At 72.5% G+C, this 22,771-nt stretch carries 22 protein-coding genes; 5 read left to right on the plus strand and 17 right to left on the minus strand.

Annotation, left to right across the window (positions count from 1 at the left end; all coding sequences use genetic code 11):
* Positions 1–28: 28 nt before the first annotated feature.
* From I4I78_RS13085 to I4I78_RS13105, 5 genes are all read right to left on the minus strand, one after another.
* On the minus strand, positions 29–820 hold the full coding sequence (locus tag I4I78_RS13085; protein ID WP_218611570.1) for a TIGR03936 family radical SAM-associated protein: 792 nt from the start codon (positions 818–820) through the stop codon (positions 29–31).
* Positions 821–881: 61 nt separating this feature from the next.
* A complete protein-coding gene (locus I4I78_RS13090) occupies positions 882–2,384 on the minus strand; it encodes an amino acid permease (RefSeq protein ID WP_308252074.1) in 1,503 nt (500 codons plus the stop codon).
* Between the two features lie 168 nt (positions 2,385–2,552).
* The gene (locus I4I78_RS13095) at positions 2,553–3,110 is read right to left on the minus strand and encodes a GNAT family N-acetyltransferase (protein ID WP_218611571.1); all 558 of its coding nucleotides are present in this window, start codon (positions 3,108–3,110) and stop codon (positions 2,553–2,555) included.
* 2 nt (positions 3,111–3,112) lie between these two features.
* Entirely contained in the window at positions 3,113–5,119 is a 2,007-nt protein-coding gene (locus I4I78_RS13100; protein ID WP_308252075.1) for a TIGR03960 family B12-binding radical SAM protein, read from the minus strand.
* 116 nt (positions 5,120–5,235) lie between these two features.
* The gene (locus tag I4I78_RS13105) at positions 5,236–6,048 is read right to left on the minus strand and encodes a helix-turn-helix domain-containing protein (RefSeq protein WP_218611572.1); all 813 of its coding nucleotides are present in this window, start codon (positions 6,046–6,048) and stop codon (positions 5,236–5,238) included.
* A gap of 144 nt (positions 6,049–6,192) precedes the next feature.
* Between I4I78_RS13105 and I4I78_RS13110 the strand changes: the two genes are divergently transcribed.
* Complete coding sequence (locus tag I4I78_RS13110) at positions 6,193–6,573, plus strand: nuclear transport factor 2 family protein (RefSeq protein WP_218611573.1); 381 nt, start codon at positions 6,193–6,195, stop codon at positions 6,571–6,573.
* A 100-nt stretch (positions 6,574–6,673) separates the two neighbouring features.
* On the opposite strand, the gene I4I78_RS13115 is transcribed toward I4I78_RS13110, so the two are convergent.
* Positions 6,674–7,852 (minus strand): acyl-CoA desaturase, encoded by a 1,179-nt coding sequence (locus tag I4I78_RS13115; RefSeq protein ID WP_218611574.1) that lies wholly within the window; start codon positions 7,850–7,852, stop codon positions 6,674–6,676.
* 43 nt (positions 7,853–7,895) lie between these two features.
* Positions 7,896–8,987, minus strand: coding sequence for a ferredoxin reductase (locus tag I4I78_RS13120; protein ID WP_218611575.1), 1,092 nt, complete (start codon positions 8,985–8,987; stop codon positions 7,896–7,898).
* A gap of 88 nt (positions 8,988–9,075) precedes the next feature.
* Between I4I78_RS13120 and I4I78_RS13125 the strand changes: the two genes are divergently transcribed.
* Together I4I78_RS13125 and gdhA are read left to right on the plus strand one after the other, a co-directional pair.
* Entirely contained in the window at positions 9,076–9,852 is a 777-nt protein-coding gene (locus I4I78_RS13125) for a MerR family transcriptional regulator (RefSeq protein WP_218611576.1), read from the plus strand.
* Between the two features lie 165 nt (positions 9,853–10,017).
* Entirely contained in the window at positions 10,018–11,355 is a 1,338-nt protein-coding gene (gdhA, locus tag I4I78_RS13130; protein WP_218611577.1) for an NADP-specific glutamate dehydrogenase, read from the plus strand.
* A gap of 44 nt (positions 11,356–11,399) precedes the next feature.
* Here gdhA and dapA read toward each other — a convergent pair whose 3' ends face one another.
* The 10 genes from dapA to I4I78_RS13180 all read right to left on the minus strand — a co-directional run bounded on the left by dapA (position 11,400) and on the right by I4I78_RS13180 (position 20,466).
* Entirely contained in the window at positions 11,400–12,278 is an 879-nt protein-coding gene (dapA, locus tag I4I78_RS13135) for a 4-hydroxy-tetrahydrodipicolinate synthase (RefSeq protein ID WP_218611578.1), read from the minus strand.
* Between the two features lie 116 nt (positions 12,279–12,394).
* Positions 12,395–13,171 (minus strand): hypothetical protein, encoded by a 777-nt coding sequence (locus tag I4I78_RS13140; protein WP_218611579.1) that lies wholly within the window; start codon positions 13,169–13,171, stop codon positions 12,395–12,397.
* Positions 13,172–13,329: 158 nt separating this feature from the next.
* Positions 13,330–13,872, minus strand: a complete 543-nt coding sequence (locus tag I4I78_RS13145) for a GNAT family N-acetyltransferase (protein WP_218611580.1) — start codon at positions 13,870–13,872, stop codon at positions 13,330–13,332.
* Positions 13,869–14,279 carry a nucleoside-diphosphate kinase gene (ndk, locus tag I4I78_RS13150; protein WP_218611581.1) on the minus strand — a complete coding sequence of 137 codons (411 nt, stop codon included), beginning with the start codon at positions 14,277–14,279 and terminating at the stop codon, positions 13,869–13,871. Before ndk ends, I4I78_RS13145 begins: the two co-directional genes overlap by 4 nt.
* A gap of 52 nt (positions 14,280–14,331) precedes the next feature.
* Positions 14,332–14,706: a type II toxin-antitoxin system death-on-curing family toxin gene (locus tag I4I78_RS13155; RefSeq protein WP_218611582.1), complete on the minus strand. Its 375-nt coding sequence runs from the start codon at positions 14,704–14,706 to the stop codon at positions 14,332–14,334.
* A complete protein-coding gene (locus I4I78_RS13160; RefSeq protein ID WP_218611583.1) occupies positions 14,703–14,909 on the minus strand; it encodes a ribbon-helix-helix protein, CopG family in 207 nt (68 codons plus the stop codon). The genes I4I78_RS13155 and I4I78_RS13160 overlap by 4 nt, the downstream gene beginning before the upstream one ends.
* A gap of 31 nt (positions 14,910–14,940) precedes the next feature.
* The gene (locus I4I78_RS13165) at positions 14,941–15,396 is read right to left on the minus strand and encodes a DUF4233 domain-containing protein (protein ID WP_308252076.1); all 456 of its coding nucleotides are present in this window, start codon (positions 15,394–15,396) and stop codon (positions 14,941–14,943) included.
* The gene (locus I4I78_RS13170; protein ID WP_374225866.1) at positions 15,393–17,087 is read right to left on the minus strand and encodes a folylpolyglutamate synthase/dihydrofolate synthase family protein; all 1,695 of its coding nucleotides are present in this window, start codon (positions 17,085–17,087) and stop codon (positions 15,393–15,395) included. The genes I4I78_RS13165 and I4I78_RS13170 overlap by 4 nt, the downstream gene beginning before the upstream one ends.
* A 68-nt stretch (positions 17,088–17,155) precedes the next feature.
* Complete coding sequence (locus tag I4I78_RS13175; RefSeq protein ID WP_218611585.1) at positions 17,156–19,828, minus strand: valine--tRNA ligase; 2,673 nt, start codon at positions 19,826–19,828, stop codon at positions 17,156–17,158.
* Positions 19,829–19,884: 56 nt separating this feature from the next.
* The gene (locus I4I78_RS13180; protein WP_218611586.1) at positions 19,885–20,466 is read right to left on the minus strand and encodes a hypothetical protein; all 582 of its coding nucleotides are present in this window, start codon (positions 20,464–20,466) and stop codon (positions 19,885–19,887) included.
* A 425-nt stretch (positions 20,467–20,891) separates the two neighbouring features.
* Between I4I78_RS13180 and I4I78_RS13185 the strand changes: the two genes are divergently transcribed.
* Both I4I78_RS13185 and I4I78_RS13190 read left to right on the plus strand, forming a co-directional pair.
* The gene (locus tag I4I78_RS13185; RefSeq protein WP_218611587.1) at positions 20,892–21,323 is read left to right on the plus strand and encodes a PPOX class F420-dependent oxidoreductase; all 432 of its coding nucleotides are present in this window, start codon (positions 20,892–20,894) and stop codon (positions 21,321–21,323) included.
* 99 nt (positions 21,324–21,422) lie between these two features.
* The gene (locus I4I78_RS13190) at positions 21,423–22,688 is read left to right on the plus strand and encodes a family 43 glycosylhydrolase (RefSeq protein ID WP_308252079.1); all 1,266 of its coding nucleotides are present in this window, start codon (positions 21,423–21,425) and stop codon (positions 22,686–22,688) included.
* Positions 22,689–22,771: the final 83 nt, after the last annotated feature.

Raw genomic sequence — 22,771 nt, forward strand, 5'->3', positions numbered from 1 at the left:
ACCCGGCCGGTGAGCCGGAAATCGCCGGTCAGACCCGGGTCACCGGGACTGCACCGAGCGGATCCGCGAGATTGCCCCCGTCGTCGAGCAGGCCCTGGGCCAGCCGCGTCGCCTTGACCGGGACCGGCGGGGTCAGACCTGCGACAACGGTGAGCGCACTCAGCACGTCATCGGGTCGAACGGTCGGTGTCGTCTGCCGAACGACCGCCGTCAGTATCGCACAGTCGCTCTCGGCTCCCGCCGTCCGAGGCGTCGCCCCGTCCGGCGCGGCGCCGTCCCCGGGCTCCACCGACAGCGCGACCAGCGCGGCACGCACGTCGATCTCGCGGCGACCCGACGGTGTGATCCGGGTCACGACGAGCGCCTCCTCGGCCAGCAGGCGGGCGACCGCGCCCTCGACCTCGGCCACCGACAGGCCCGCGACGACGAGGCGCCAGAGCCCCGCGTCGATCCGTTCCGGCAGGCCGGGAGGGGTCGCGACCACGGCCTGCAGCACGTCGAGGCCGTCCGGCAGGGCCGAGTCGAGCGCCGCGCGGACCACCTCGGGGTCGAGCTCGCGGGTCAGCCCGATCTCCAGGTACTCGGCCTCGCTCGCGGAGCCGGTGGGCGCCGCGCCGACCCAGGACAGCCGCGGATGCGGGCTGAACCCGTGCGAGTGCGAGACCGGGATGCCGGCGCGCCGCACCGCCCGCTCGAAGCTGCGGGCGACGTCACGGTGGGACAGGAAGCGCAGCCGTCCGCGCTTGGCGAAGCGCAGGCGGACCCGCTGCACCGTCGGGGGTGCCGGGTTCGCTGCCGCTCCGGGACGGACCTTGGCCATGCCCGCAGTGTAGGGAGCGGTGCGACGGGCCCCGCCGGGCCGTCCGGCCGGTCCGGTGCGCTCAGCCGTCGTGACGGTCGTCGCGGTTGGGCCGGTTGGCCTTGAGCGGGTACTCCCCGGTGAAGCCCATCCGCTCGTTCGCCGCCGCCATCACCCGTCCCCGGACGGCGTACCAGCCGGCCACGAGCATGATCGCCAGCAGGGGGATCGCCGCGACCGTGTACGTCCCGACCGGGTAGTCACGGGCCATCAGGATCAGCACGGCGGCCAGGAACACCAGCACCGCTCCCCCGGAGTAGGGCGAGAACGGCAGCTGGAAGCTCGGCCGCCGCAACACGCCGGCGCGGGTCAGCGTCACGAACCGCATCTGGCAGAGCACGATCGTCGCCCAGCTGGCGATGATTCCGAGGGAGGCGATGTTCAGCACGATCTCGAACGCCTGGTCCGGCACGACCGCGTTCAGCCCCACCCCGATCAGCGTGATCACCGCGGTCAGCCCGATCCCGCCGTAGGGCACGCCCTGGGCGTTCATCCGGCCGGTGAACTTCGGCGCGGACCCGTTCATCGCCATCGACCGCAGGATCCGCCCGGTCGAGTAGAGACCGGCGTTGAGGCTGGACAGCGCCGCGGTGAGCACGACGAGGTTCATCAGCGTGCCGGCCCCGGGGACCCCGATGCTGGCGAAGAACGTGACGAACGGGCTGGTCCCCTCCTCGTAGGCGGTGTAGGGCAGCAGCAGCGCGAGCAGCACCAGCGAGCCGACGTAGAACAGCGCGATCCGGGCGATCACCGAGTTCACCGCCCGCGGCATCACCTTCTCCGGATCCCGGGTCTCCCCCGCGGCCGTGCCGACCAGCTCCGTCGCCGCGTAGGCGAACACGACACCCTGGACGATCACGACGACCGGCAGCAGGCCGGTCGGCAGGAACCCGCCGTTGTCGGTGATCACCGAGAAGCCGGTCTCCTGCCCGTTGATCGGGAACCGGGCGGCCAGGAAGACCGTTCCCACGACCAGGAACGCGACCAGCGCGATCACCTTGACCATCGCGAACCAGAACTCCAGCTCGCCGAACAGCTTCACCGAGACCAGGTTCGCCCCGAGCACCACCACGAGCGCGACCAGCGCGATCAACCACTGCGGGACCGAGGAGAACGTGCCCCAGTACTTCATGTAGAGCGCGATCGCGGTGGTGTCGACGATCGAGGTGAACGCCCAGTTCAGGAAGTACAGCCAGCCCGCGACGAACGCCGCCTTCTCGCCGTAGAACTCCCGGGCGTAGGACACGAACGACCCCGACGACGGCCGGTGCAGCACCAGCTCGCCGAGCGCCCGCAGGATCAGGAACACGAAGAACCCGCAGATCGCGTAGACGACGGCCAGCGCGGGCCCGGCCGAGGCCAGGCGGCCGCCCGCACCGAGGAACAGGCCGGTACCGATCGCGCCGCCGATGGCGATCATCTGGAGCTGGCGCTTGCCGAGACCCTTGCTGTAGCCCTCCTCCTCGTGCGAGAAGTCCTGCCGCTGTCGGTGCTGGACCCCGGTCGGCCCATCGGGCTTCGCCACGCCGCTCCCCCATTTGTCCGTTTTGCCTGGTGGGGGGCCTGCGCGAGCCCCTCGCCCCCTGTGACGAGGGACGCTAACCGACGGATCCGGAACCGGCCGGGACGTTGAGTCAAGCTTGAGTTACGTCGTGAAAAGATCCAGTCCTTCGCGACGGCGCGCGCTCCGCGCTCAGTCCCCCAGCACCACGTGCGGGTCCAGCACCAGCAGCGACTCGCCGGCCGGGGTGAACCCCGCCCGCCGGTAGAACGCGGCGCTGCCGGCCGTCGGGGCGAGGATCAGCCGCCGGTAGGCGCGGTCGCGGGCGTGCGTGATCACCGCGGAGAGCAGCGCCCGCGGGACCCCGGCCTCGGCGAAGGAGGAGAGCACGAACGCGTTGCCGACCTGCCCGGCCCGTGCCGTCCGGCCACCCGGGCGCGGCATGTGCACGGTCTCCACGACGTTGATCGACCCGACCGGCGTGTGGCCGGCGCGCTCGCTGCCGACCTCGGCGACCCAGAACGCGCGGCGCGGCTGCTCGACCCGCCACCACTGGGCGAACGACTCCTCGAAGCCGGGGTCGGGCACCGGTCGCCCGGCCCGCTCCTCGAGCCACTGACGGCGCAGCGCGGCCAGCGCGGCCACGTCGCGCTCGTCGGCCACACGCACCCGCAGCCGTCGCCCACCGGACTCCCAGGTCGTCGGGTCGGTGGTCGCGGAAGGGTCGGGGATGGAGGGATTCTCGGCCACCTTCAGCCCTGCGCGGGCAGGTCCGACTGCGCGGTCGGGTTGACCACGCTCAGCGGGATGAGCGTGGTCCCGCTCGGCCCCACCTCGATGTCGGTCCCGGTGGACGGGCACACGCCGCAGTCGAAGCACGGGGTCCAGCGGCAGTCGTCCTGCTCGCGGCCCTCGAGTGCCTCGCGCCAGTCGTCCCAGAGCCAGTCGCGCTCCAGGCCGGAGTCCAGGTGGTCCCAGGGCAGGACCTCCTCGCGCCCGCGGTCGCGGGTGGTGAACCAGGCCAGCGACACCCCGCGCGGCTCCAGCTCGGCGGCCGCCGCGTCGCACCAGCGCTCGTAGGAGAAGTGCTCGGACCAGCCGTCGAACCGGCCGCCCTCGCGCCACACCCGCTCGATCACCGCGCCGACCCGGCGGTCGCCGCGGGCGAGCAGTCCCTCGATCAGCGACGGCTGCCCGTCGTGGTAGCGCATGCCGATGTTGCGGCCGATCTTGCGGTCGGTGTTGACGGCGGCGCGCAGCTTGCGCAGCCGGTCGTCGACGACGTCGGGGTGGCACTGCGCGGCCCACTGGAACGGGGTGTGCGGCTTGGGCACGAACCCGCCGATGGAGATCGTGCACCGGACGTCGTTGCGCCCGGACGCCTCGCGCCCCGCCTTGATCACCCGGTGCGCCATCCCGGCGATCTCCAGGACGTCCTCGTCCTCCTCGGTCGGCAGGCCGACCATGAAGTAGAGCTTGACCTGCCGCCATCCCTGGGCGAACGCCTCGGAGACGGTCCGGATCAGGTCCTCCTCGGAGACCATCTTGTTGATCACCCGGCGGATCCGCTCGGAACCGCCCTCGGGGGCGAACGTCAGTCCGGAGCGGCGGCCGTTGCGGGAGATCTCCTTGGCCAGGTCGATGTTGAACGCGTCCACCCGCGTCGAGGGCAGCGACAGCGAGGTGTTCGAGCCCTCGTAGCGGTCGGCGAGGCCCTTGGTGATCTCGGCGATCTCCGAGTGGTCGGCGCTCGAGAGCGACAGCAGGCCGACCTCGTCGAACCCGGAGGCCCGCACCGAGCTGTCCACCATCTCGCCGATCCCCTGCAGGGACCGCTCGCGGACCGGGCGGGTGATCATCCCGGCCTGGCAGAACCGGCAGCCCCGGGTGCAGCCACGGAAGATCTCCACGCTGGCCCGCTCGTGCACGGTCTCGGCCAGCGGGACCAGCGGCGCCTTCGGGTACGGCCACTCGTCGAGCTCGATCGTGGTGCGCTTCTGCACCGTGGCCGGCACCCGCTCGTCGACGGGGGTGACGGCGGCGATCGCGCCGTCCTCGCCGTAGGAGACGTCGTAGAGGACGGGCACGTAGCAACCCGGGGTCGCGGCCAGGCGCAGCAGCAGCTCGCGCCGGCCGCCGGGGCGTCCCTCACGCTTCCAGGCGGCGACGACGTCGGTGATGTCGCCGACGACCTCCTCGCCGTCACCGAGCGCGGCCACGTCGACGAAGTCCGCGACCGGCTCCGGGTTGAACGCGGCGTGCCCACCGGCCACGACGACCGGGTGCGACTCGTCGCGGTCGGCCGCGTGGATCGGGGTCCCGGCCAGGTCCAGCGTGGTGAGCAGGTTCGTGTAGCCCAGCTCGGTGGAGAACGACACGCCCAGCACGTCGAACGCGCCGATCGGGCGGTGCGCGTCGACGGTGAACGCGGGGACTCCCGCCTCGCGCATCTTGGCCTCGAGGTCCGGCCACACCGAGTAGCAGCGCTCGGCCAGGGCATCGGCGCGCTCGTTGAGGACCTCGTAGAGGATCTGGACGCCCTGGTTGGGCAGGCCGACCTCGTAGGCGTCCGGGTAGAGCAGCGCCCACCGGACATCTGTGGCGTCCCAGGTCGCGTCGTCTGCGACCTGGGAGTTCCCCTCACCGCCGACGTACTGCACGGGTTTGGACACCTGCGGCAGCAGGGCTTCCAGGGCGGGGAAGACAGAGGTGGCGGTGCCACCTGGTGTCTCCGCGGGAAAAAGCACGTCGCCACTCACGCTGCCCCAGGGTAGCCCCGCCCCGTGACAGCGGACGGGGTGCCCCGGCCGCGGGCCACTCGTGAACCAGAACGAGCGCCGCACGCGCGTCGTGATTCACGAGTGCCGCTTCCGGGTCAGGAGCGCGAGGCGGCCAGGTGCTGGAGGGTCTCGCGGGTGGGGGCGTCGGCGGGGAAGAACGCCTCGACGGCCAGCTCGGCGAGCGTCACGTCGTGCGGGGCGCCGAACGTGGTCATCGTGGAGTGGAACGAGAGCACGCCGGCCGGGTGGTCGAGCTGCAGCGGCAGGAGCACGTCGGCGCCGGGGACGGGCAGGCTCGTCGCGTCCGGTGCCGGGTAGCCGCGGACCTCGGCGAGCAGCGCGGCCAGGCGCGGGTCGGCGGTGACCCGGACCTGGCGGTCCAGGCGGTGCAGCAGGTGCTCGCGCCACTGCGCCAGGTTCCGGATCCGCGGGGCGAGCCCGCCGGGGTGCAGGCTCAGGCGGTAGACGTTCGTCGGCGGGCCCAGCACGTCGTCGTCGACGCCGGCGAGCAGCGGCGCGACCGCCGCTCCGGCCAGCGCCACGTCGCCCCAGCGGTCCACGACCAGCGCCGGGTAGGGGTCGTGCGCGGCCAGCAGCTGCTCCAACGCCGCGCGGACCGGCCCGAGCGCATCGTCGCCGAGACCGCGCTCGGTGTAGGCCGGGGCGTACCCGGCGGCGAGCAGCAGCGCGTTGCGCTCACGCAGCGGGATCTCCAGCTCCTGCGCCAGCGCGCCGAGCAGCTCCCGGCTGGCCCCGGAGCGCCCGGTCTCGACGAAGCTCAGGTGCCGGGTGGACACCCCCGCCGCCAGGGCCAGGTCCATCTGGCTCAACCGGCGCCGGGCCCGCCAGAACCGCAGCGTCTCCCCCGGCCCGCCGGGTCGCGCCGGGCGCGCGTGCGCACTGGTCATGGCGGCCACGCTAGCGAGCTTCCCGTATCGCGACGACTACCTCGCAGGTAACGGGGCCCGCCTACGTCACGGGTAATCGCGACGCCGCGAGAGCCCGACCAGTCTCGGGGACGTCACGAGAAGCACCCGAGAAGGAGCACCGAGATGACCGACTTCGACGACGTCGCCCGCCGCTACATCGACGTCTTCAACGAGACCGACCCGGCCGCCCGCAGGCAGAAGGTCGCCGCCCTGTGGACGGCCGGCGGCACCTACACCGACCCGCTCGCCGACGTCGCCGGCCACGACGGGATCGACGGGTTCGTCGCCGCGGCCCAGGCCCAGCTCGCCGGGTTCGAGTTCCGGCTGCTCGGCCCGGTCGAGGGCCACCACGACCAGGCCCGCTTCCGGTGGGAGGCCGGCCCGACGGGAGCCCTCGGAGGCGGCGCCGAGGCACCGGTGGTCGGCTTCGACGTGGTCGTCACCGACGCCGACGGCCGGGTCGAGCGCGTGCACGGGTTCCTGGACCGGGCCCCCGCCGCCTGAGCAGGCCGTCCCACCGGACGCACTCGTGGAGCCCTCGTGCGGCGTACCGGCACGAAAGCTCCACGAGTGCGGGCCACGGGGGCCACGGCGGGGGCGAGGGTCAGCGGGTGCCGTTCGGCAGGGCCAGGCGGTTGATCGTGCGCAGGACCTGCAGGTACTGCTTGCCGAGCGAGCCGGTCGTGTACTCCAGGCCGTACTCGCGGCACAGCTCGCGCACCTCGGGCGCGACCTCGGAGTAGCGGTTGCTGGGCAGGTCCGGGAACAGGTGGTGCTCGATCTGGAAGCTGAGCTGCCCGGTCATCAGGTGGAACAGCGGACCGCCGTCGAGGTTGGCCGAGCCCAGCATCTGCCGGACGTACCACTGCCCGCGGGTCTCGCCCTCGAGCTGCTCCTCGGAGAACTGCACGGCGCCGGTCGGGAAGTGCCCGCAGAAGATCACCGCGTGCGTCCAGACGTTGCGCACGAGGTTCGCGGTGAGGTTGCCGGCCAGGACCGGCAGGAAGAACGGGCCGGCCAGCGCGGGGAACACCAGGTAGTCCTTGGTGAACTGCTTGGCGGCCTTGCGCCCGATCGACTTGACCTGCTCCCACACCCGCGAGAGCGGCTTCTCGCCGGCGACGACCTTCTCCACCTCGAGGTCGTGCAGTGCCACGCCCCACTGGAAGAACAGCGAGAGCAGGAAGTTGTAGACCGGGTTGCCCAGGTAGTACGGGTTCCACTTCTGCTCTTCGGACAGGCGCAGGATCCCGTACCCGACGTCGCGGTCCTTGCCGACGACGTTGGTGTAGGTGTGGTGCATGTAGTTGTGCGAGTTCTTCCACTCGGCCGAGGAGCTCACGTTGTCCCACTCCCACGTGCTGGAGTGGATCTTCGGGTCACGCATCCAGTCCCACTGGCCGTGCATGACGTTGTGGCCGATCTCCATGTTCTCCATGATCTTGGCGATGGAGAGCATGGCGGTGCCGGCGATCCAGGCCGGGGGCAGCACGCCGGCGAAGAGCAGGGCCCGCCCGCCGATCTCCAGCGCGCGCTGCGAGCTGATCACCTTGCGGATGTAGGCGGCGTCGGACTCGCCGCGCTCGGCCAGGACACGGTCGCGGATCGCGTCCAGGCGCCGGCCCAGCTCCTCGATCTGCTCGGGCGTCAGCGACGTGGTCGCCTCGACGTCGGAGCGCCGGGAGGAGGGGACGAGCTGCAGTGACGGACGGACCGGGTGCCGGTCGACGTCGTCGGTGACGGTTGCGTTCTCGGTGACGGGGCGGTCGAGGGTCGCGGTCATGGCGGTGCCTCCTCGTTCTGTGTTCCTGAGTGGGGGATCGTGATCAGGGGGTGTCGAGGCGAGCGGTGCCGCTCGCCCCGGAGATGCAGGTCTGGACCAGGTGGCCGGGCTCGCCGTGCACGTCTCCGGTGCGCAGGTCGCGGACCTGGCCGTCGCGCAGCGGCAGCACGCAGCCGAAGCAGATGCCCATCCGGCAGCCGCTGGGCATCAGCACGCCCGCGGCCTCGCCTGCCTCCAGCAGGCTGGTGCCGGGCTCGACGTCGACGGCCTTCTCGCCGTACTCGACGCGTCCGCCGGAGCCTCCGACGCTGCGGACCGGTGCGGTGAACCGCTCGACGTGCAGCTGCTCCGGGGCCTGAGACCAGTGCTCGCGGGCGGCGTCGAGCAGCTCGGACGGTCCGCAGACGTAGGCCTCGCGCTCGCGCCAGTCGGGCACCAGATCGTCGAGCTCGGCGAGGTCGAGTCGGCCGTCCCGGTGCCCATTCTCGTTCCGCGAGCTCCTCTCGGCGGTGTGCCGGGTGATCACCCGCAGGCCGTCCCGGCGCCCGGCCATCGCCTCCAGCTCGGCGGCGAAGATCGAGTCGGTGGCGGACGGGGCGCTGTGCACGACGACGACGTCGGGCACGGCGCCGGTGGCGTCGAGGGTGCGCAGCATGCCCATCACCGGAGTGATGCCGCTGCCGGCGGTGACCATCAGCAGCGGTGCCGGCGCGTCCGGGAGCACGAAGTCCCCGGCGGCCTGCTCGAGCTGCACGACCGTGCCGATCGGGAGGTCACGGACCAGCTTCTGCGACACGACGCCATCCGGCACGGCCTGCACGGTGATCGTCAGGTGCTCGGCGTCCTGCGCGCAGGACAGCGAGTAGGAGCGCCAGTACCGGACGCCGTCGACGTCGATCCCGACCCGGACGTACTGGCCTGCGCGGTGCCCGTTCCAGGCCGCGCCGGGCCGGATCGTCACCGAGACGGCGCGGTCGGTCTCCCGGCGGCGGGAGACGACCCGGCCGCGCAGCTGGGTCGTCGACCACAGCGGATCGACCAGTCCGAGGAAGTCCTCGGGCAACAGCGGGGTGGTCATGGCGGTGGCGGCGGCCAGCAACCGGCGGCCCGGCCGCAGCGGAGCGACTCTGAACATGACACCGAGACTGCACCAGTTGATGTCACATAGCAAGTCGCGATTGCCGGTATCGTGTGTCACATGACTTCTTGCTAGGCTGTGTCACATGTCGGAGGAGCTCGAGCATGGCGAATGGCGGACGATCGACGAGCTGGCCCGCGCCAGCGGCGTCACGGTGCGCAACATCCGCGCCTACCAGGCCCGCGGCCTGCTACCGCCGCCGCAGGTGCAGGCCCGCACCGGCTACTACGGCCCCGGTCACGAGGCCCGCCTTGAGCTGATCAAGGACCTGCAGGACGAGGGCGTCAAGCTCGACACGATCAAGAAGCTGCTCGACACCACGGGCGGGTCGACCGAGCAGGTCGTGCACTTCATCCGCACGGTGCGCGGGCTGTTCGGGTCCGAACAGCGCCAGATCGTGAGCCTGGCGGAGCTGATCGAGCGCTTCCAGGCGACCGACACCGCGATCCTCAAGCGCGGCCAGAAGATGGGTCTGCTGCGCGAGCTCGGCGACGACCAGTACGAGGAGGTCAGCCCGCGCCTGATGAGCGCTGCGGCGGACCTGACCGGGCTCGGCATCCCGATCGAGCGCTCCCTCGACGTCGTCGAGCAGATGCGCAAGCACGCCGACGGCATCGCCAAGACCTACGTCGACCTGTTCCTGGGCGAGATCTGGCAGCCCTTCGACGCGTCCGGCCGCCCGTCGGACCAGTGGCCCCGGGTCTACGAGACGATCGAGGCGTTGCGCCGGATCTCCGGCGAGGCGATGCTCGCGGTGCTGGAGCTGGCCGTGTCCGAGCGCCTCGACGTCACGTTCGGCCGCGACATCGCGCGCAACGTCAAGACCTACAGCGCTCCCGCACCGGACGGCGCGGACACCTGATCCGGATGTGCACCGGTTCCCGGCACGACACGCTGCATTGCTCACACCGCGGCGACCGGGCGCGCCGCACCGTGTTCTGATGCAGGATCCGGTCGAGCGGCCGCCGACCGGAGTCGGCTCCGGACGAGGCGCCGGCCGAGCGACGGGAAGGCACGGACCACGCGCATGCACGCTGCCCTTGAGTCGATCTACGAGCGGGTGCTGTCCCGCAACCCGGGCGAGGTGGAGTTCCACCAGGCCGTCCGCGAGGTGCTCGACAGCATCGGCCCGGCCGTCGACAAGCACCCGGAGTACGCCGACGCGCGGATCGTCGAGCGGATCTGCGAGCCCGAGCGGCAGATCATCTTCCGGGTGCCGTGGGAGGACGACCAGGGCGGGATCCACATCAACCGCGGCTTCCGGGTCGAGTTCAACAGTGCGCTCGGGCCGTTCAAGGGCGGGCTGCGCTTCCACCCCTCGGTGTTGCTCGGGACGGTCAAGTTCCTCGGCTTCGAGCAGGTCTTCAAGAACGCCCTGACCGGGTTGCCGATCGGCGGCGGCAAGGGTGGCTCGGACTTCGACCCGCGCGGACGCTCGGACCGCGAGGTGATGCGTTTCTGCCAGAGCTTCATGCTCGAGCTCTACCGGCACATCGGCGAGCACACCGACGTCCCCGCGGGCGACATGGGCGTGGGCGGACGCGAGCTCGGTTACCTGTTCGGGCAGTACAAGCGGATCACCAACCGGTACGAGTCCGGGGTGCTCACGGGCAAGGGCCTGAGCTACGGCGGCGCCCAGGTCCGCCGGGAGGCGACCGGCTACGGCTGCTCGTTCTTCGTCGAGGAGATGCTGCGCGCCCGGGGCGAGTCCTTCGAGGGCAAGGACGTCGTGGTCTCCGGATCGGGCAACGTCGCGCTCTACACGATCGAGAAGGTGCACCAGCTCGGCGGACGGGTGGTCGCCTGCTCGGACTCCGGCGGCTTCGTCCACGACCCCAAGGGCCTCGACCTGGACCTGCTCAAGGACATCAAGGAGGTCCGCCGCGAGCGGATCGCCGAGTACACCGAGCAGCGTGGCGACGCGACCTTCGTCCCCGACCGGTCGGTCTGGGAGGTGCCCTGCCAGGTCGCGCTGCCCTCGGCCACCCAGAACGAGCTCGACGAGGACGACGCGGCCGCCCTGGTGCGGGGCGGCTGCATCGCCGTCGGCGAAGGGGCGAACATGCCCACCACCTCCGCCGCGGTCCGCGTGCTGCAGGAGGCGGGCGTCTCGTTCGCCCCGGGCAAGGCCGCCAACGCCGGCGGGGTCGCCGCGTCCGCGCTGGAGATGCAGCAGAACGCCTCGCGCGACTCCTGGAGCTTCGAGCACTCGGAGAACCGGCTGCGCGAGATCATGGTCGACATCCACGCCCGCTGTCACGACGTCGCCGAGGAGTACGGCAGCCCCGGCAACTACGTCGCCGGGGCGAACATCGCCGGCTACTCGCGGGTGGCCGAGGCGATGCTCGCGCTCGGGCTCGTCTAGCCGGCGACCACCCAGGGACCGGGCGGCCCCGGGGCGCAACGGCGTCAGCCGATCAGGCCCGCGCTGCGCAGGGCGGACCGGACATCCTCGTGGTGCAACTCGTCCAGGGGCACCAGCGGCAGCCGGATACCGCCGGGCATCAGGCCCATCTCGGCCAGGGCCCACTTCACCGGGATCGGGTTCGGCTCGACGAACAGCGCGCTGTGCAGGCCGACCACGTCGGCGTCCAGGGCGGAGGCGTTCTCCGCGTCCCCGGCGACGGCCGCCTTGCACATCCGCGCCATCGTCTCCGGGGCGACGTTCGCGGTGACCGAGACGTCGCCGTGGAACCCGGCCAGCATGCTGGCCCGCGCGGTGCCGTCGTCGCCGGAGTAGAGCGCGAAGTCCTCGAGCCCCAGCGCGACGAGCTCGCGGACCCGGTCCAGGTCGCCCTTGGCCTCCTTGAGCCCGACGATGTTGCGGACCTCGGCGAGGCGGGCGACGGTGGAGGGCAGCATGTCGCAGGCGGTGCGGCCGGGGACGTTGTAGAGGTACTGCGGGATGTCCACGGCCTCGGCGATCGTGCGGAAGTGCCGGTAGAGGCCCTCCTGCGGGGGCTTGTTGTAGTACGGGGTGACCAGCAGGGCGCCGTCCGCCCCGGCCGCGCGGGCGGCCCGGGTCAGGTGGATCGCCTCGGAGGTGGAGTTCGCGCCGGTTCCGGCGATCACCGGGACCCGCCCGGCCGCCACGTCGATGGTGCGCCGCATGACCTCGGTGTGCTCGAGCACCGACAGCGTGGACGACTCGCCGGTGGTGCCGACCGAGACGATCGCCGACGTCCCGGCCGCGACCTGCCGTTCCACCAGGTCCCCGAGCGCCTTGTGGTCGACCTCCCCGTCCTCGGACATGGGGGTGACGATCGCGACGATGCTTCCGGTGATCATGGTGAACTTCCGTCCTTCCGCTGGTGCGGCGACCGTAGCAAGCGCCACCGCGGAGATTCGACGGCTCGGGCACACCTCACCCGCACGCCGCGACCCGGCCGCACGCCCTGCGGGTCTCAGCCCAGGGCGACCAGGCCGGGCTGCACCGAACGCGTGATCCGGCGCACGGCCGTCACCAGGACCATCACGAGCGCGACCACCGCGACCAGCGCCACCGCGATCGGCCGGTCGTTGGTCGCGATCCCGGCCAGTGCCCAGACCACGGCACCGGCGAAGCCGGCCATCCCGGCCGCCGAGGTCACCACCGAGATCACCACGACGATCAGCGCCGCGAGCACGACGATGGCGGCGACCTGCGCGAGCACCCCGTCACCGGGGATGCCGGCCCAGACGCCGGTGGCCAGCAGGCCCAGCACCACCGCGACCGAGGTCCACCCGGTGTAGACCGACACGGTCAGGCGGAACACGACCTGCTCGATGCGGCCCTGCGCGGGCTCGCGGGACAGCCGCCCGAACACCACGCCCAGCACCACGGCGAGCGCGATCAGCAGGATCTGGCCCGGCAGCGGGTGGTCGGCGCCGAACGCCAGGATCCACAGCGGGTTGAGCACCGCCGAGGCCGCCAGCCACCAGCCGCACCGCCGGTGGATCTCCCGCCCGCGCTGGGCGGGCAGCAGCGCGAACACCGCGTAGGCGAGGAACCCCAGATAGATCAGGCCCCAGATGGAGAACGCCCACCCCGCCGCCAGCAGCGGGGTGTCGTACTGCCGGGCGACCGTCCCGATGTCCCGGCCGCCGAAGGCGGAGACCGCGATCTGCAGGACCGCCAGGACGGCCACGACCACGCTGCGGACGAGATCGCGCGTGGTGGGACGCGGGGTGAGCACCGTCATGGGGAAATGGTGGACCTCCGCGCCCGGTTCGGCCATCCGGCGGACGGGCGGATTCCGATCATGGCCGGTCGACGGGCGTACGAGCGGAGCTCTCACACCGCCGAGTTGGACGAGAGCAGCGCTCGTTCGGCGGGGTCGGGGGGACCTGCACGGGTGGGTCAGGTCAGGGTGCGGTGGAACAGGTGGACGTCGCGGGCGTCGTCGGCGGACAGGCGCACGCCTCGGGGGAGCAGGCCGTACTGTTCCCAGCCGTGCGCGGCGTAGAACGCCGGCAGCGGTGTACCGCCGCGGCAGGCCAGGGTGAGCTGTTCCAGGCCGAGTGCGGCCCCCTCGGCGACGGCGGCGTCGAGCAGCACGGTGCCCCAGCCGCGTCCCTGCAGGTCCGGACGGACCATCAGACGGCCGACGTCGGCCCGGTGCGCCGCGATCCCGTTCCCGGGCGTCAGCACCACGGTGCCGGCCAGGTCCGCGCCGTCACCGAGCGCCAGCATCACCGCCCGCCCGTCCCGGACCTCGGCGATCGTCGACGCGGCCAGGGCACGGATGTCGTCCTCCGGGTCCCCGGCCACGAAGTCGACGGCGCCCCCGGCCTCGGTGACCGCGACCCAGAGCGACCCCAGGGCCGCGGCCGTGTCCGGGTGCGGGTCGAGGAGCCGGTACGGGTCGGGAACGCGGTGGGGGCCGGGGACGGCCGGAGTCACAGAGCCGGGAACCAGAGCTTGATCTCCCGGGCGGCCGACTCCGGGGAGTCCGAGCCGTGCACCAGGTTGGAGCCGGTCTCCAGGGCGAGGTCGCCGCGGATGCTGCCCGGGGTCGCCTTCTCCACCGGGTCGGTGCCACCGGCGACCTGACGCCAGGCCGCGATCGCGCGCGGGCCCTCGACGACGGCGGCCAGCACCGGACCGGAGGTGATGAACTCGAGCAGGGACTCGAAGAACGGCTTGCCGTCGTGCTCGGCGTAGTGCTGGGCGGCCAGCTCGCGGTCCACGATGCGCAGGTCCAGGGCGACGAGGTCGAGGCCCTTGCGCTCGATCCGGGAGATCACCTCACCGACGAGCTTGCGCTCGACACCGTCGGGCTTGACCAGGACGAGAGTGCGTTCAGTCACGCGGAGAAGGGTAGCGACGGGCCGCCGTCGCTCTCCGCACCGGGCCCGCCTGTCAGTGGAGTAGCCCGGCCAACCGTTCGGCGATGCCGTCCAGCTCGCGCAGCGTTCCGTCCGCCACAGCCACGACCAGGTCGAATGCCGCGTCCTGATCGACCCTCGGCGGGTGATCGTTGAGCACGACGAACACGGCGGTCGCCGCCCAGGCCAGCCGCTTGTTGCCGTCGACGAGCGCGTGGTTGCCGCACAGGCTCTGCAGCAGGGCGGCGGCCTTCAGCGGGATCGTCGGGTAGGTGTCCTCGCCGAGGACGGTCGTCGACGGACGGGCCAGCGCGGCCTCCAGCAGGCCGAAGTCCCGGACGACCGGCTCCTCACCCAACGCCGCCTCGGCGAACCGCAACACGTCGGCGAGCGACAGGTACCGGGTCATGCCCGCCCGAGCCGGTCGAGCGTGTCACGGAAGTTCCCGGTCACCCACGCCGCGGCCCGGTCCACCTCGTCGTCGTGGTCACGACTCCCGACGTACTCACGAACCGCGGCGCGCGCGACCTCCTGCATGGACCGTTGCTCGGTCTCGGCCCGACGGCGGAGCAGCTCGGTCTCCTCGTCGGTCAGACGCAGTGTCATCGCCATGAAGGCCATGATACCGGATCTGATACCACGGTCAGGCCTGCTGTGACGGCAGCAGGCCGCGCTCCATCTTGCGGCGGACGTCCCAGCGCATCCAGAGCAGGACGCCCCAGACGATCGCGAACACGACGCCCATGATGCCCAGACCGGTGACCAGCCAGAACCCCGCGCCGATCGTGACCACCTGCAGGCCGAGCGCCACCGGGAGGCCGTACGACCGCCGCTGCAGGCCACTGGCCAGGATCATCGCCAGTGCGATCAGGAGCATCGTGGTGACTCCGAGGGCGGTGGCGCCCTCGCCGAACTTGGGCAGCACCAGCAGGGCCAGCAGCACCACGATCGCCTCGAGGATCAGGGTCGCGGCGAAGATGCCGCGGATGCCCTTCATCGGGTCGGTCGCGGGCGGCCGCACACCGCCGGACCCGGCCTCCCGGCCGGCGGGAACCGCCTCGTCGGCCGGTCCGGCGGCGTCGTCGACGGGCCCGCTCACGCCGGCTCCTTCCCGAACAGGGCGCGGGCCTCGCCCGCGGTGACCACCGAGCCGGTGACGATCACACCGACGCCGGAGTCCCCGGCCTCCTCGGCCAGCTCCCCCGCCTGCTCGATCGCGACCCGCAGCGCGGGCTCGACACTGACCCGGTCGCCGCCGAACACCTCGGCGGCCAACGCGCCCAGCTCGTCCGGGTTCATCGCCCGGGGCGAGGCGGTGCTCGTGACCACGACCTCGTGCAGCACCGGCTCCAGCTCGGCGAGGATCCCGCGGGCGTCCTTGCCCTGCAGCACCCCGACGACGCCGACCAGTCGGGTGAAGCGGAACTCCGAGCTCAGCGACCGCGCCAGCGCCTTGGCGCCGGCCGGGTTGTGTGCGGCGTCGATCAGCACGGTCGGCACGCCCTGCCCGCCCTGCACCGGCTCCAGCCGTCCCGGGGACGTGACCGAGGCGAACGCGGCGCGCACCGCGTCCGGGTCCAGCGGATGCGCCGTGCTGGCCCCGACCATGGCCTCGGCCGCGGCCAGCGCCACCGCCGCGTTCGACGCCTGGTGCTCGCCGTGCATCGGGAGGAACACCTCGTCGAAGCGCCCGGACAGGCCCTGGAGCTCCAGGCGCTGCCCGCCGACGGCGAGCTCACGCTCCCGGACGCCGAACTCGGCCCCCTCGCGGGCGACCTCGGCACCGACCTCGGCGCAGCGCTCGATCAGCACCTCGGCGACCTCCTTGTCCTGCGCGGCGAGCACCGCGATCGAGCCGGCCTTGATGATTCCGGCCTTCTCCTTCGCGATGGCCAGGACATCGTTGCCGAGGTACTCGGCGTGGTCGAGCCCGATCGGCAGGACGACGGCGACGTGCGCGTCGGCGACGTTCGTGGCGTCCCAGCGACCGCCGAGACCGACCTCGACCACCGCGGCCTCGACCGGGGCGTCGGCGAACGCCGCGAAGCCCATCGCGGTGAGCACCTCGAACTTGCTCATCGCCGGCTCGCCCTCGGTCGCCTTGGCATCGATCAGCTCGACGAACGGCTCCACCTCGCGGTAGACCTCGACGAAGCGCTCGGCGGTGATCGGCCGGTTGTCCAGGTTGATCCGCTCGGTGGCGCGCTGCAGGTGCGGGCTGGTGTAGCGGCCGGTGCGCAGCCCGATCTCGGTGAGCAGGGCGTCGACCATCCGGGCGGTGGAGGTCTTGCCGTTGGTCCCGGTCAGGTGCACGACCGGGTAGGCCCGCTGCGGGTCGCCCAGCGCGTCGCAGAGCGCCTGGATCCGGTCCAGCGAGGGCTCCATGACCGACTCCGGCCAGCGCCGGTCCAGCGTCGCGTCGACGGCCAGGAACTCGGCGAACCCGGCCACCGACGACTGCGCCGGGACGACGTCGGGGCTCTCGCCGCCCCGGATCTCGTTCAGGACGTGCGCGAGCACCGCGTCCTGCGCGGTGTCCTCCGGGGAGTGGACCTCGCCCTCGCCCTCGGGCAGCTCGTCGGAGCGGTCCGGGGCGTCGCCACCGTCCGGGTGGCCGCCGCCGTCCGGGTCGTCGGATTCGTCGTCGCTGTCGCCGGGCTGGTCGTCGGCACGCTCGGCGTCGCCGAACCCGCCCTCGGCCCAGCGGTCACCGCCGTAGGTGATCCCGTCCTGGCGGCCGCCGCTGCCGTCGTCGAACTCGTCATAGGCGCTGCGGTCGTACGCGCCCACCTCTTCCCCTGTGCCGCCTTCGTCCGGGTCGCCGTCGTGGCCGTTCCCGGGGCCGGTCCCGCGGCTGCTCATGACTCCGGCAGCGCGGCGAGGCGGGCGCCGATCCGCTCGATCTCCGAGCGGGCGGCCTCCTGCCGGGCCCGGATGCCGTCCACCACGTCGGCCGGGGCCTTCTCGGTGAACTTCGGGTTGGTCAGTTTCTTGTCCGCCTGGTCGCGTTCCTTCTCGGCGGCGGCCAGGTCGCGGCCCAGCCGCGCCCGCTCCGCCGCGACGTCGATCGCCCCGGAGGTGTCGAGCTCGACGTGCACGGACGTGCCCGCCGACGCGCTCTTTCCCGCGGAGGCGGCATCGACACCCGCCTGCACCGGCACCTCGATCGTCGCGGTGGCGGCGAAGTCGTCGCCGGGGGCGTCGAGGCGGGTCAGGAACCGCACCGCGGCCTCGTGCCCGGTCAGGTCGGCCGCGGCCAGGTTCTCCAGCTTCGCGGCCACCGACCGCCGGTCCGGCAGCCCCTGCTCGGTGCGGAACCGGCGGACCTCGGTGATCAGCTTCTGGACGGCCTGCACGCGGGCGACGGCGTCCGGCTCGGCGGGTGCACCGGCGTCGGTCGGCCAGGCCGCGGTCACGACCGTCTCCCGGCCGGTCAGCGCCGTCCACAGCGCCTCGGTGACGAACGGGACGATCGGGTGCAGCATCCGCAGCAGCGTGTCGAGCACGTGGCCGAGCACCGCGCGGGTTCCGTCGGCGACCGCGCCGCCCTGTTCCAGCTGCGGCTTGGCCAGCTCGACGTACCAGTCGGCGACCTCGTCCCAGGTGAAGTGGTAGAGGCCCTCGGTCGCCTTCGCGAACTGGAACGACTCGAGCAGCTCGTCGGTCTCTTCCCGCACCTCGCGCAGACGGCCGAGGATCCAGCGGTCGGCGTCGGTACGGTCGGCAGGCGCGGGCAGCTCCAGGTCCACCGACGCGCCCTTGGACAGCGCGAACCGGGTGATGTTCCAGAGCTTGGTGGTGAAGTTGCGCGACGCCGCGACCCACTCGGTGGACAGCGACATGTCGGTGCCCGGGTTCGAACCGCGGGCGATCGTGAAGCGCAGCGCGTCCGCGCCGAACTCGTCGATCATCTCCAGCGGGTCGATCCCGTTGCCCCTGGACTTGGACATCTTCTTGCCGTGCTCGTCGCGGATCAGCCCGTGCAGGTACACGTGCTCGAACGGCGCCCGCTCCATCGCGTAGGTGCCGAACATCATCATCCGGACGACCCAGAAGAACAGGATGTCGTGTCCGGTGACCAGCACCGACGTCGGGTAGTAGCGCTCCAGGTCGGCGGTCGAGTCGGGCCAGCCGAGCGTGGAGAACGGCCACAGGCCCGAGGAGAACCAGGTGTCGAGCACGTCCTCGTCGCGCTGCCAGCCCTCACCGGTCGGGGCCTCGTCGTCCGGGCCGAGGCAGACCGTCTCGCCGTCCGGGCCGTACCAGACCGGGATCCGGTGACCCCACCACAGCTGACGGGAGATGCACCAGTCGTGCATGCCGTCGACCCAGTCGAAGAAGCGCTTGGCCTGCTCCTTCGGGTGGATCGTGGTCTCGCCGGAGCGCACGGCGTCGCCGGAGGCCTTGGCCAGCTGCTCGACCCGGACGAACCACTGCAGGCTCAGCCGCGGCTCGATGACGACGCCGGTGCGCGAGTCGTGCCCGACGCTGTGCAGGTAGGGGCGCTTCTCGGCGACGATCCGGCCCTGCTCGGCCAGCTCCTCGCGGATCGCGACGCGCGCCTCGAACCGGTCCATGCCGTCGAACCGGGTTCCGGTGCCGGCGATGACACCGGCCTCGTCCATGATCGTCGGCATCGGCAGGTCGTGGCGACGGCCCATCTCGAAGTCGTTCGGGTCGTGCGCCGGGGTGATCTTGACGGCGCCCGAGCCGAACGACGGGTCCACGTAGGCGTCGGCCACGACCGGGATCTCCCGGCCGGTGATCGGCATCGTGATGGTGCTGCCGTGCAGGTGGGTGTAGCGCTCGTCGTCGGGGTGCACGGCCACCGCGGTGTCGCCGAGCATCGTCTCGACCCGGGTGGTGGCCACGACGATCTCGCGGTCGCCGTCGCCGTAGCGCATGGAGACGAGCTCGCCCTCGACCTCCTTGTGGTCCACCTCGATGTCGCTGATCGCGCTCTGCAGCGCGGGCGACCAGTTGACCAGGCGCTCGGCGCGGTAGATCAGGCCCTCGTCGAACATCTTCTTGAACACGGTCTGCACGGCGCGGGACAGGCCGTCGTCGAGGGTGAAGCGCTCGCGCGACCAGTCGACGCCGTCGCCGAGGCGGCGCATCTGGCCCAGGATCGAGCCGCCGGACTCGCGCTTCCAGTCCCAGACCTTCTCCACGAAAAGCTCGCGGCCGAGGTCGTGCCGGGACTTGCCGTCCACGGCGAGCTGGCGCTCGACGACGCTCTGGGTGGCGATGCCGGCGTGGTCCATGCCGGGCAGCCACAGCGCGTCGTAGCCCTGCATCCGGCGGCGACGGGTCAGCGCGTCGATCAGCGTGTGGTCCATCGCGTGACCGAGGTGCAGGCTGCCGGTCACGTTCGGCGGCGGGATGACGATGCAGAACGGCGGCTTGCCCGACGTCGGGTCGGCCTCGAAGTACCCGCGATCGACCCACCGCTGGTACATCTCGCCCTCTACCTCGCCCGGGTTCCACTTGGCGGGCAGGTCAGAGGTGCGCGGTGGGAGGGTTTCGGTCACGCTGTCAAGTCTACGAGGCCACCGCGACAGGAATTGCGCGCCCCGAGTCCCGCTCGTCACCCCGGCGCTACGGGGAGCAGTGCGGCGTGCAGCCGCGGCCACCCGAGCACCGGCCCGGCGCGGCGCCCGTGGAGTAGGTCCGGGTCGAGCACCCGCACCTCCCCCGACGACGGCTCGTAGACCCGCCAGCCCCGCTTCGCCTCGTCGACGGCCAGCACCCAGTGCCGCGGCAGCCAGGTCCCGACCATGAGCGGGACCGGCCGTCCGGCCCGCACCGCCGCGGTGACGGCGTCGCACGCGCCGGTCAGGTCGGCCGCGGACGTGTCGTCCACCCACGCGACGCGGTACCGCCCGGCGGCCGGCGCGTACCGGCGCAGCCAGCGCAGGAGCCCGAACGGGGTCGTGCCCAGGAACCGGGGCCAGAGGCGGTTGGCCTGCCGGTGCACCCGCCTCTGCGCCGCGCCGAACCGGTCGGCGAACCCGTCCGCGCCGGTGTCGAGCCATCCCGGCTCGGTGGAGGCGGCAAGAACCGTCAGCACGGTCGGCCCGCACGTCGTGCCGCCGACCTGGTGCAGCAGGGCGCCGTCGCGCCGTTGCGGCCCGACGCCTCCGGTGAGCACGCCCGGGAGGTGCGCCACACGCGCCGACGCTCCGGCGGTTCCGACACCGTCCCGGCGGGGCGCCGCAGGGGGCCGGGCCGGTCCGATCAGCTGACGAGCCAGGCCGCCCACCGTCAGCACGGCCACTCCCTCCGCCTGCACGCCGACCGGGCCGGCACGCCTCCGCCTGCGCACGCCGACCGGGCCGGCACGCCGGGACGCGCACGTCACCACCATTCTGCACACGCCCGGCCCGGTCGGCGGACGACGACGCCCGATGGACGGCCCCGGTCTCGGCCGCTGCCCCTCACCGACGCGCGCCCACCGTGCCGACGCGCGCTCGGCGACGTCACGCGGCTGCGGCCGCGGTCGCGTCGCGCTGTTCTGCGCGCGCCGACGATCCGTGCGCGCGGGACCGACGTCCGGGCGGGTGGCAGCGACCGTCTCCTCCTACGCTCGGCGGCATGAGCGACACAGCGACGCTGACCTCCGAGGTCGTGGACTTCCTGACCTCCGGCACCCGCACCGGCATGCTCGGCTTCGTCGCGAAGGACGGCCGTCCGCTGGTGGCCCCCGTCTGGTTCCTGGTCGAGGACGGCGAGCTGGTCTTCAACACCGGCGCCGACACCGCGAAAGGGCGAGCCATCGCCCGCGACCCGCGGATCGTGCTGACCGCGGACCTGCCGGAGCCGCCGTTCGGGTTCGTCCAGGTCCAGGGCGAGGCCCGCACGAGCACCGACCCCGGCGAGCTGCTGCGCACGGCCACCGCGCTGGGCGGGCGGTACATGGGCGCGGAGCTGGCCGAGGAGTTCGGCCGGCGCAACGGCGTCCCCGGCGAGCTCGTCGTAAGGATCCGTCCGACCAAGGTCACCGCTCACCTGGACATGACAGCCTGACCCGACCGGTCACCCGTTCCGGGAGTGTGGGTCGCACGTCCGGGTTGCCCTGGCGTGCCGAGGGTGTCTCTGCGTCGTCACGCGCGGGAAAGTGCCGCGGTGTCGCTTTCCCGCCCCCTCCTGCGGCTGCCGACGGTCGTCGCGGCCGTCGTCGGCCTGGCCCTGCTCCCCGGTACGGCCGGGGCAGCGCCGGCGCCCCCGGAGCCTCCGGTGTCCGAGCGTCCCTCCCCCACCCGCGCGGCGCCACCGTCGGCGACGGACGCGGCCGAGGATGCGGGCTCCACCACGAGCGGTCCCGCGACGAGCCGGCCGACTACACCCGGGCCGGCGACGACGGAGCCCCCGGCCCCGGAGCGCTCGACACGCACGTCCGAGACGCCGGAGGACACCGCACCGGGGCCGACGGCGCCCGCGGCGCCGGAGCCCCCGACGCCGGAGAACGCGACCACCGCTGCGCCCCGGGCCGAGCGGCCCGCGGCGCCGCGGCGTCCGGCCGGCGCCGCGACGATCCCCGGCAACTACGCCGACCCGACGATCGTCGCGTTCGACGGCACCTACTACCTCTACCCGACGACCGACGGCGCGGGAGCCGCCGACGCGTCGTTCCGCGTCTTCTCCTCGACCGACCTCGTGAACTGGCGCGACCGCGGCGAGGCATTGGAGCTCGGGCCGGACGTCGACTGGGCCGAACGCAACGCCTGGGCGCCGGCGATCACCCGTAAGGGCGGGAAGTACTACTTCTACTACACCGCCGAGATGCGGATCGGGGTCGCGGTCGGGAACTCCCCCACCGGCCCGTTCCGCGACATCGGGCGCCCGCTGGTGGAGCTGAACACCAGCGGGCGGGGCACGTCCATCGACCCGGCGACGTTCACCGCCCCGGACGGCACCTCGTACCTGTACTGGGGCAACGGCGAGGCGTTCGTGGTCCCGCTGAACGAGGACATGGTCTCCTTCGACCCGGCGCGGATCCGCCGGATCGACGGGCTGGACGGGTTCGGCGAGGGCCTGTTCATGTCGTTGCGCGACGGCACCTACCACCTGACCTGGTCGATCGGGGTGTTCACCAGCGAGGACTACCGCGTCGGCTACGCGACCGCGCCGAGTCCGACCGGCCCGTTCACCGACCGCGGCGTGATCCTGTCCAAGGACACCGGCCAGGGCATCCGCGGCACCGGGCACGACTCGGTGCTCCAGATCCCCGGCACCGACGAGTGGTTCATGGCCTACCACCGCTTCGCGATCCCCGGCGGCGACGGCACCCACCGCCAGATCACCCTGGACCGGATCCCGATCGGGCGCGACGGCCTGTTCGGCCGCGTGACCCCCACGCTCACCGGCCCCTCGGAACGGCCATCACCCTGACCCGCGCTGTCGCACGACAGCAGCTGGTCAGGGTCGGTCACGCCGTGAGGGTCGTGCCCCACCTGTCTCTTATACACCTCTCC

It is taken from the genome of Pseudonocardia sp. KRD291, assembly GCF_019263595.1.
Classification (GTDB): Bacteria; Actinomycetota; Actinomycetes; order Mycobacteriales; family Pseudonocardiaceae; genus Pseudonocardia.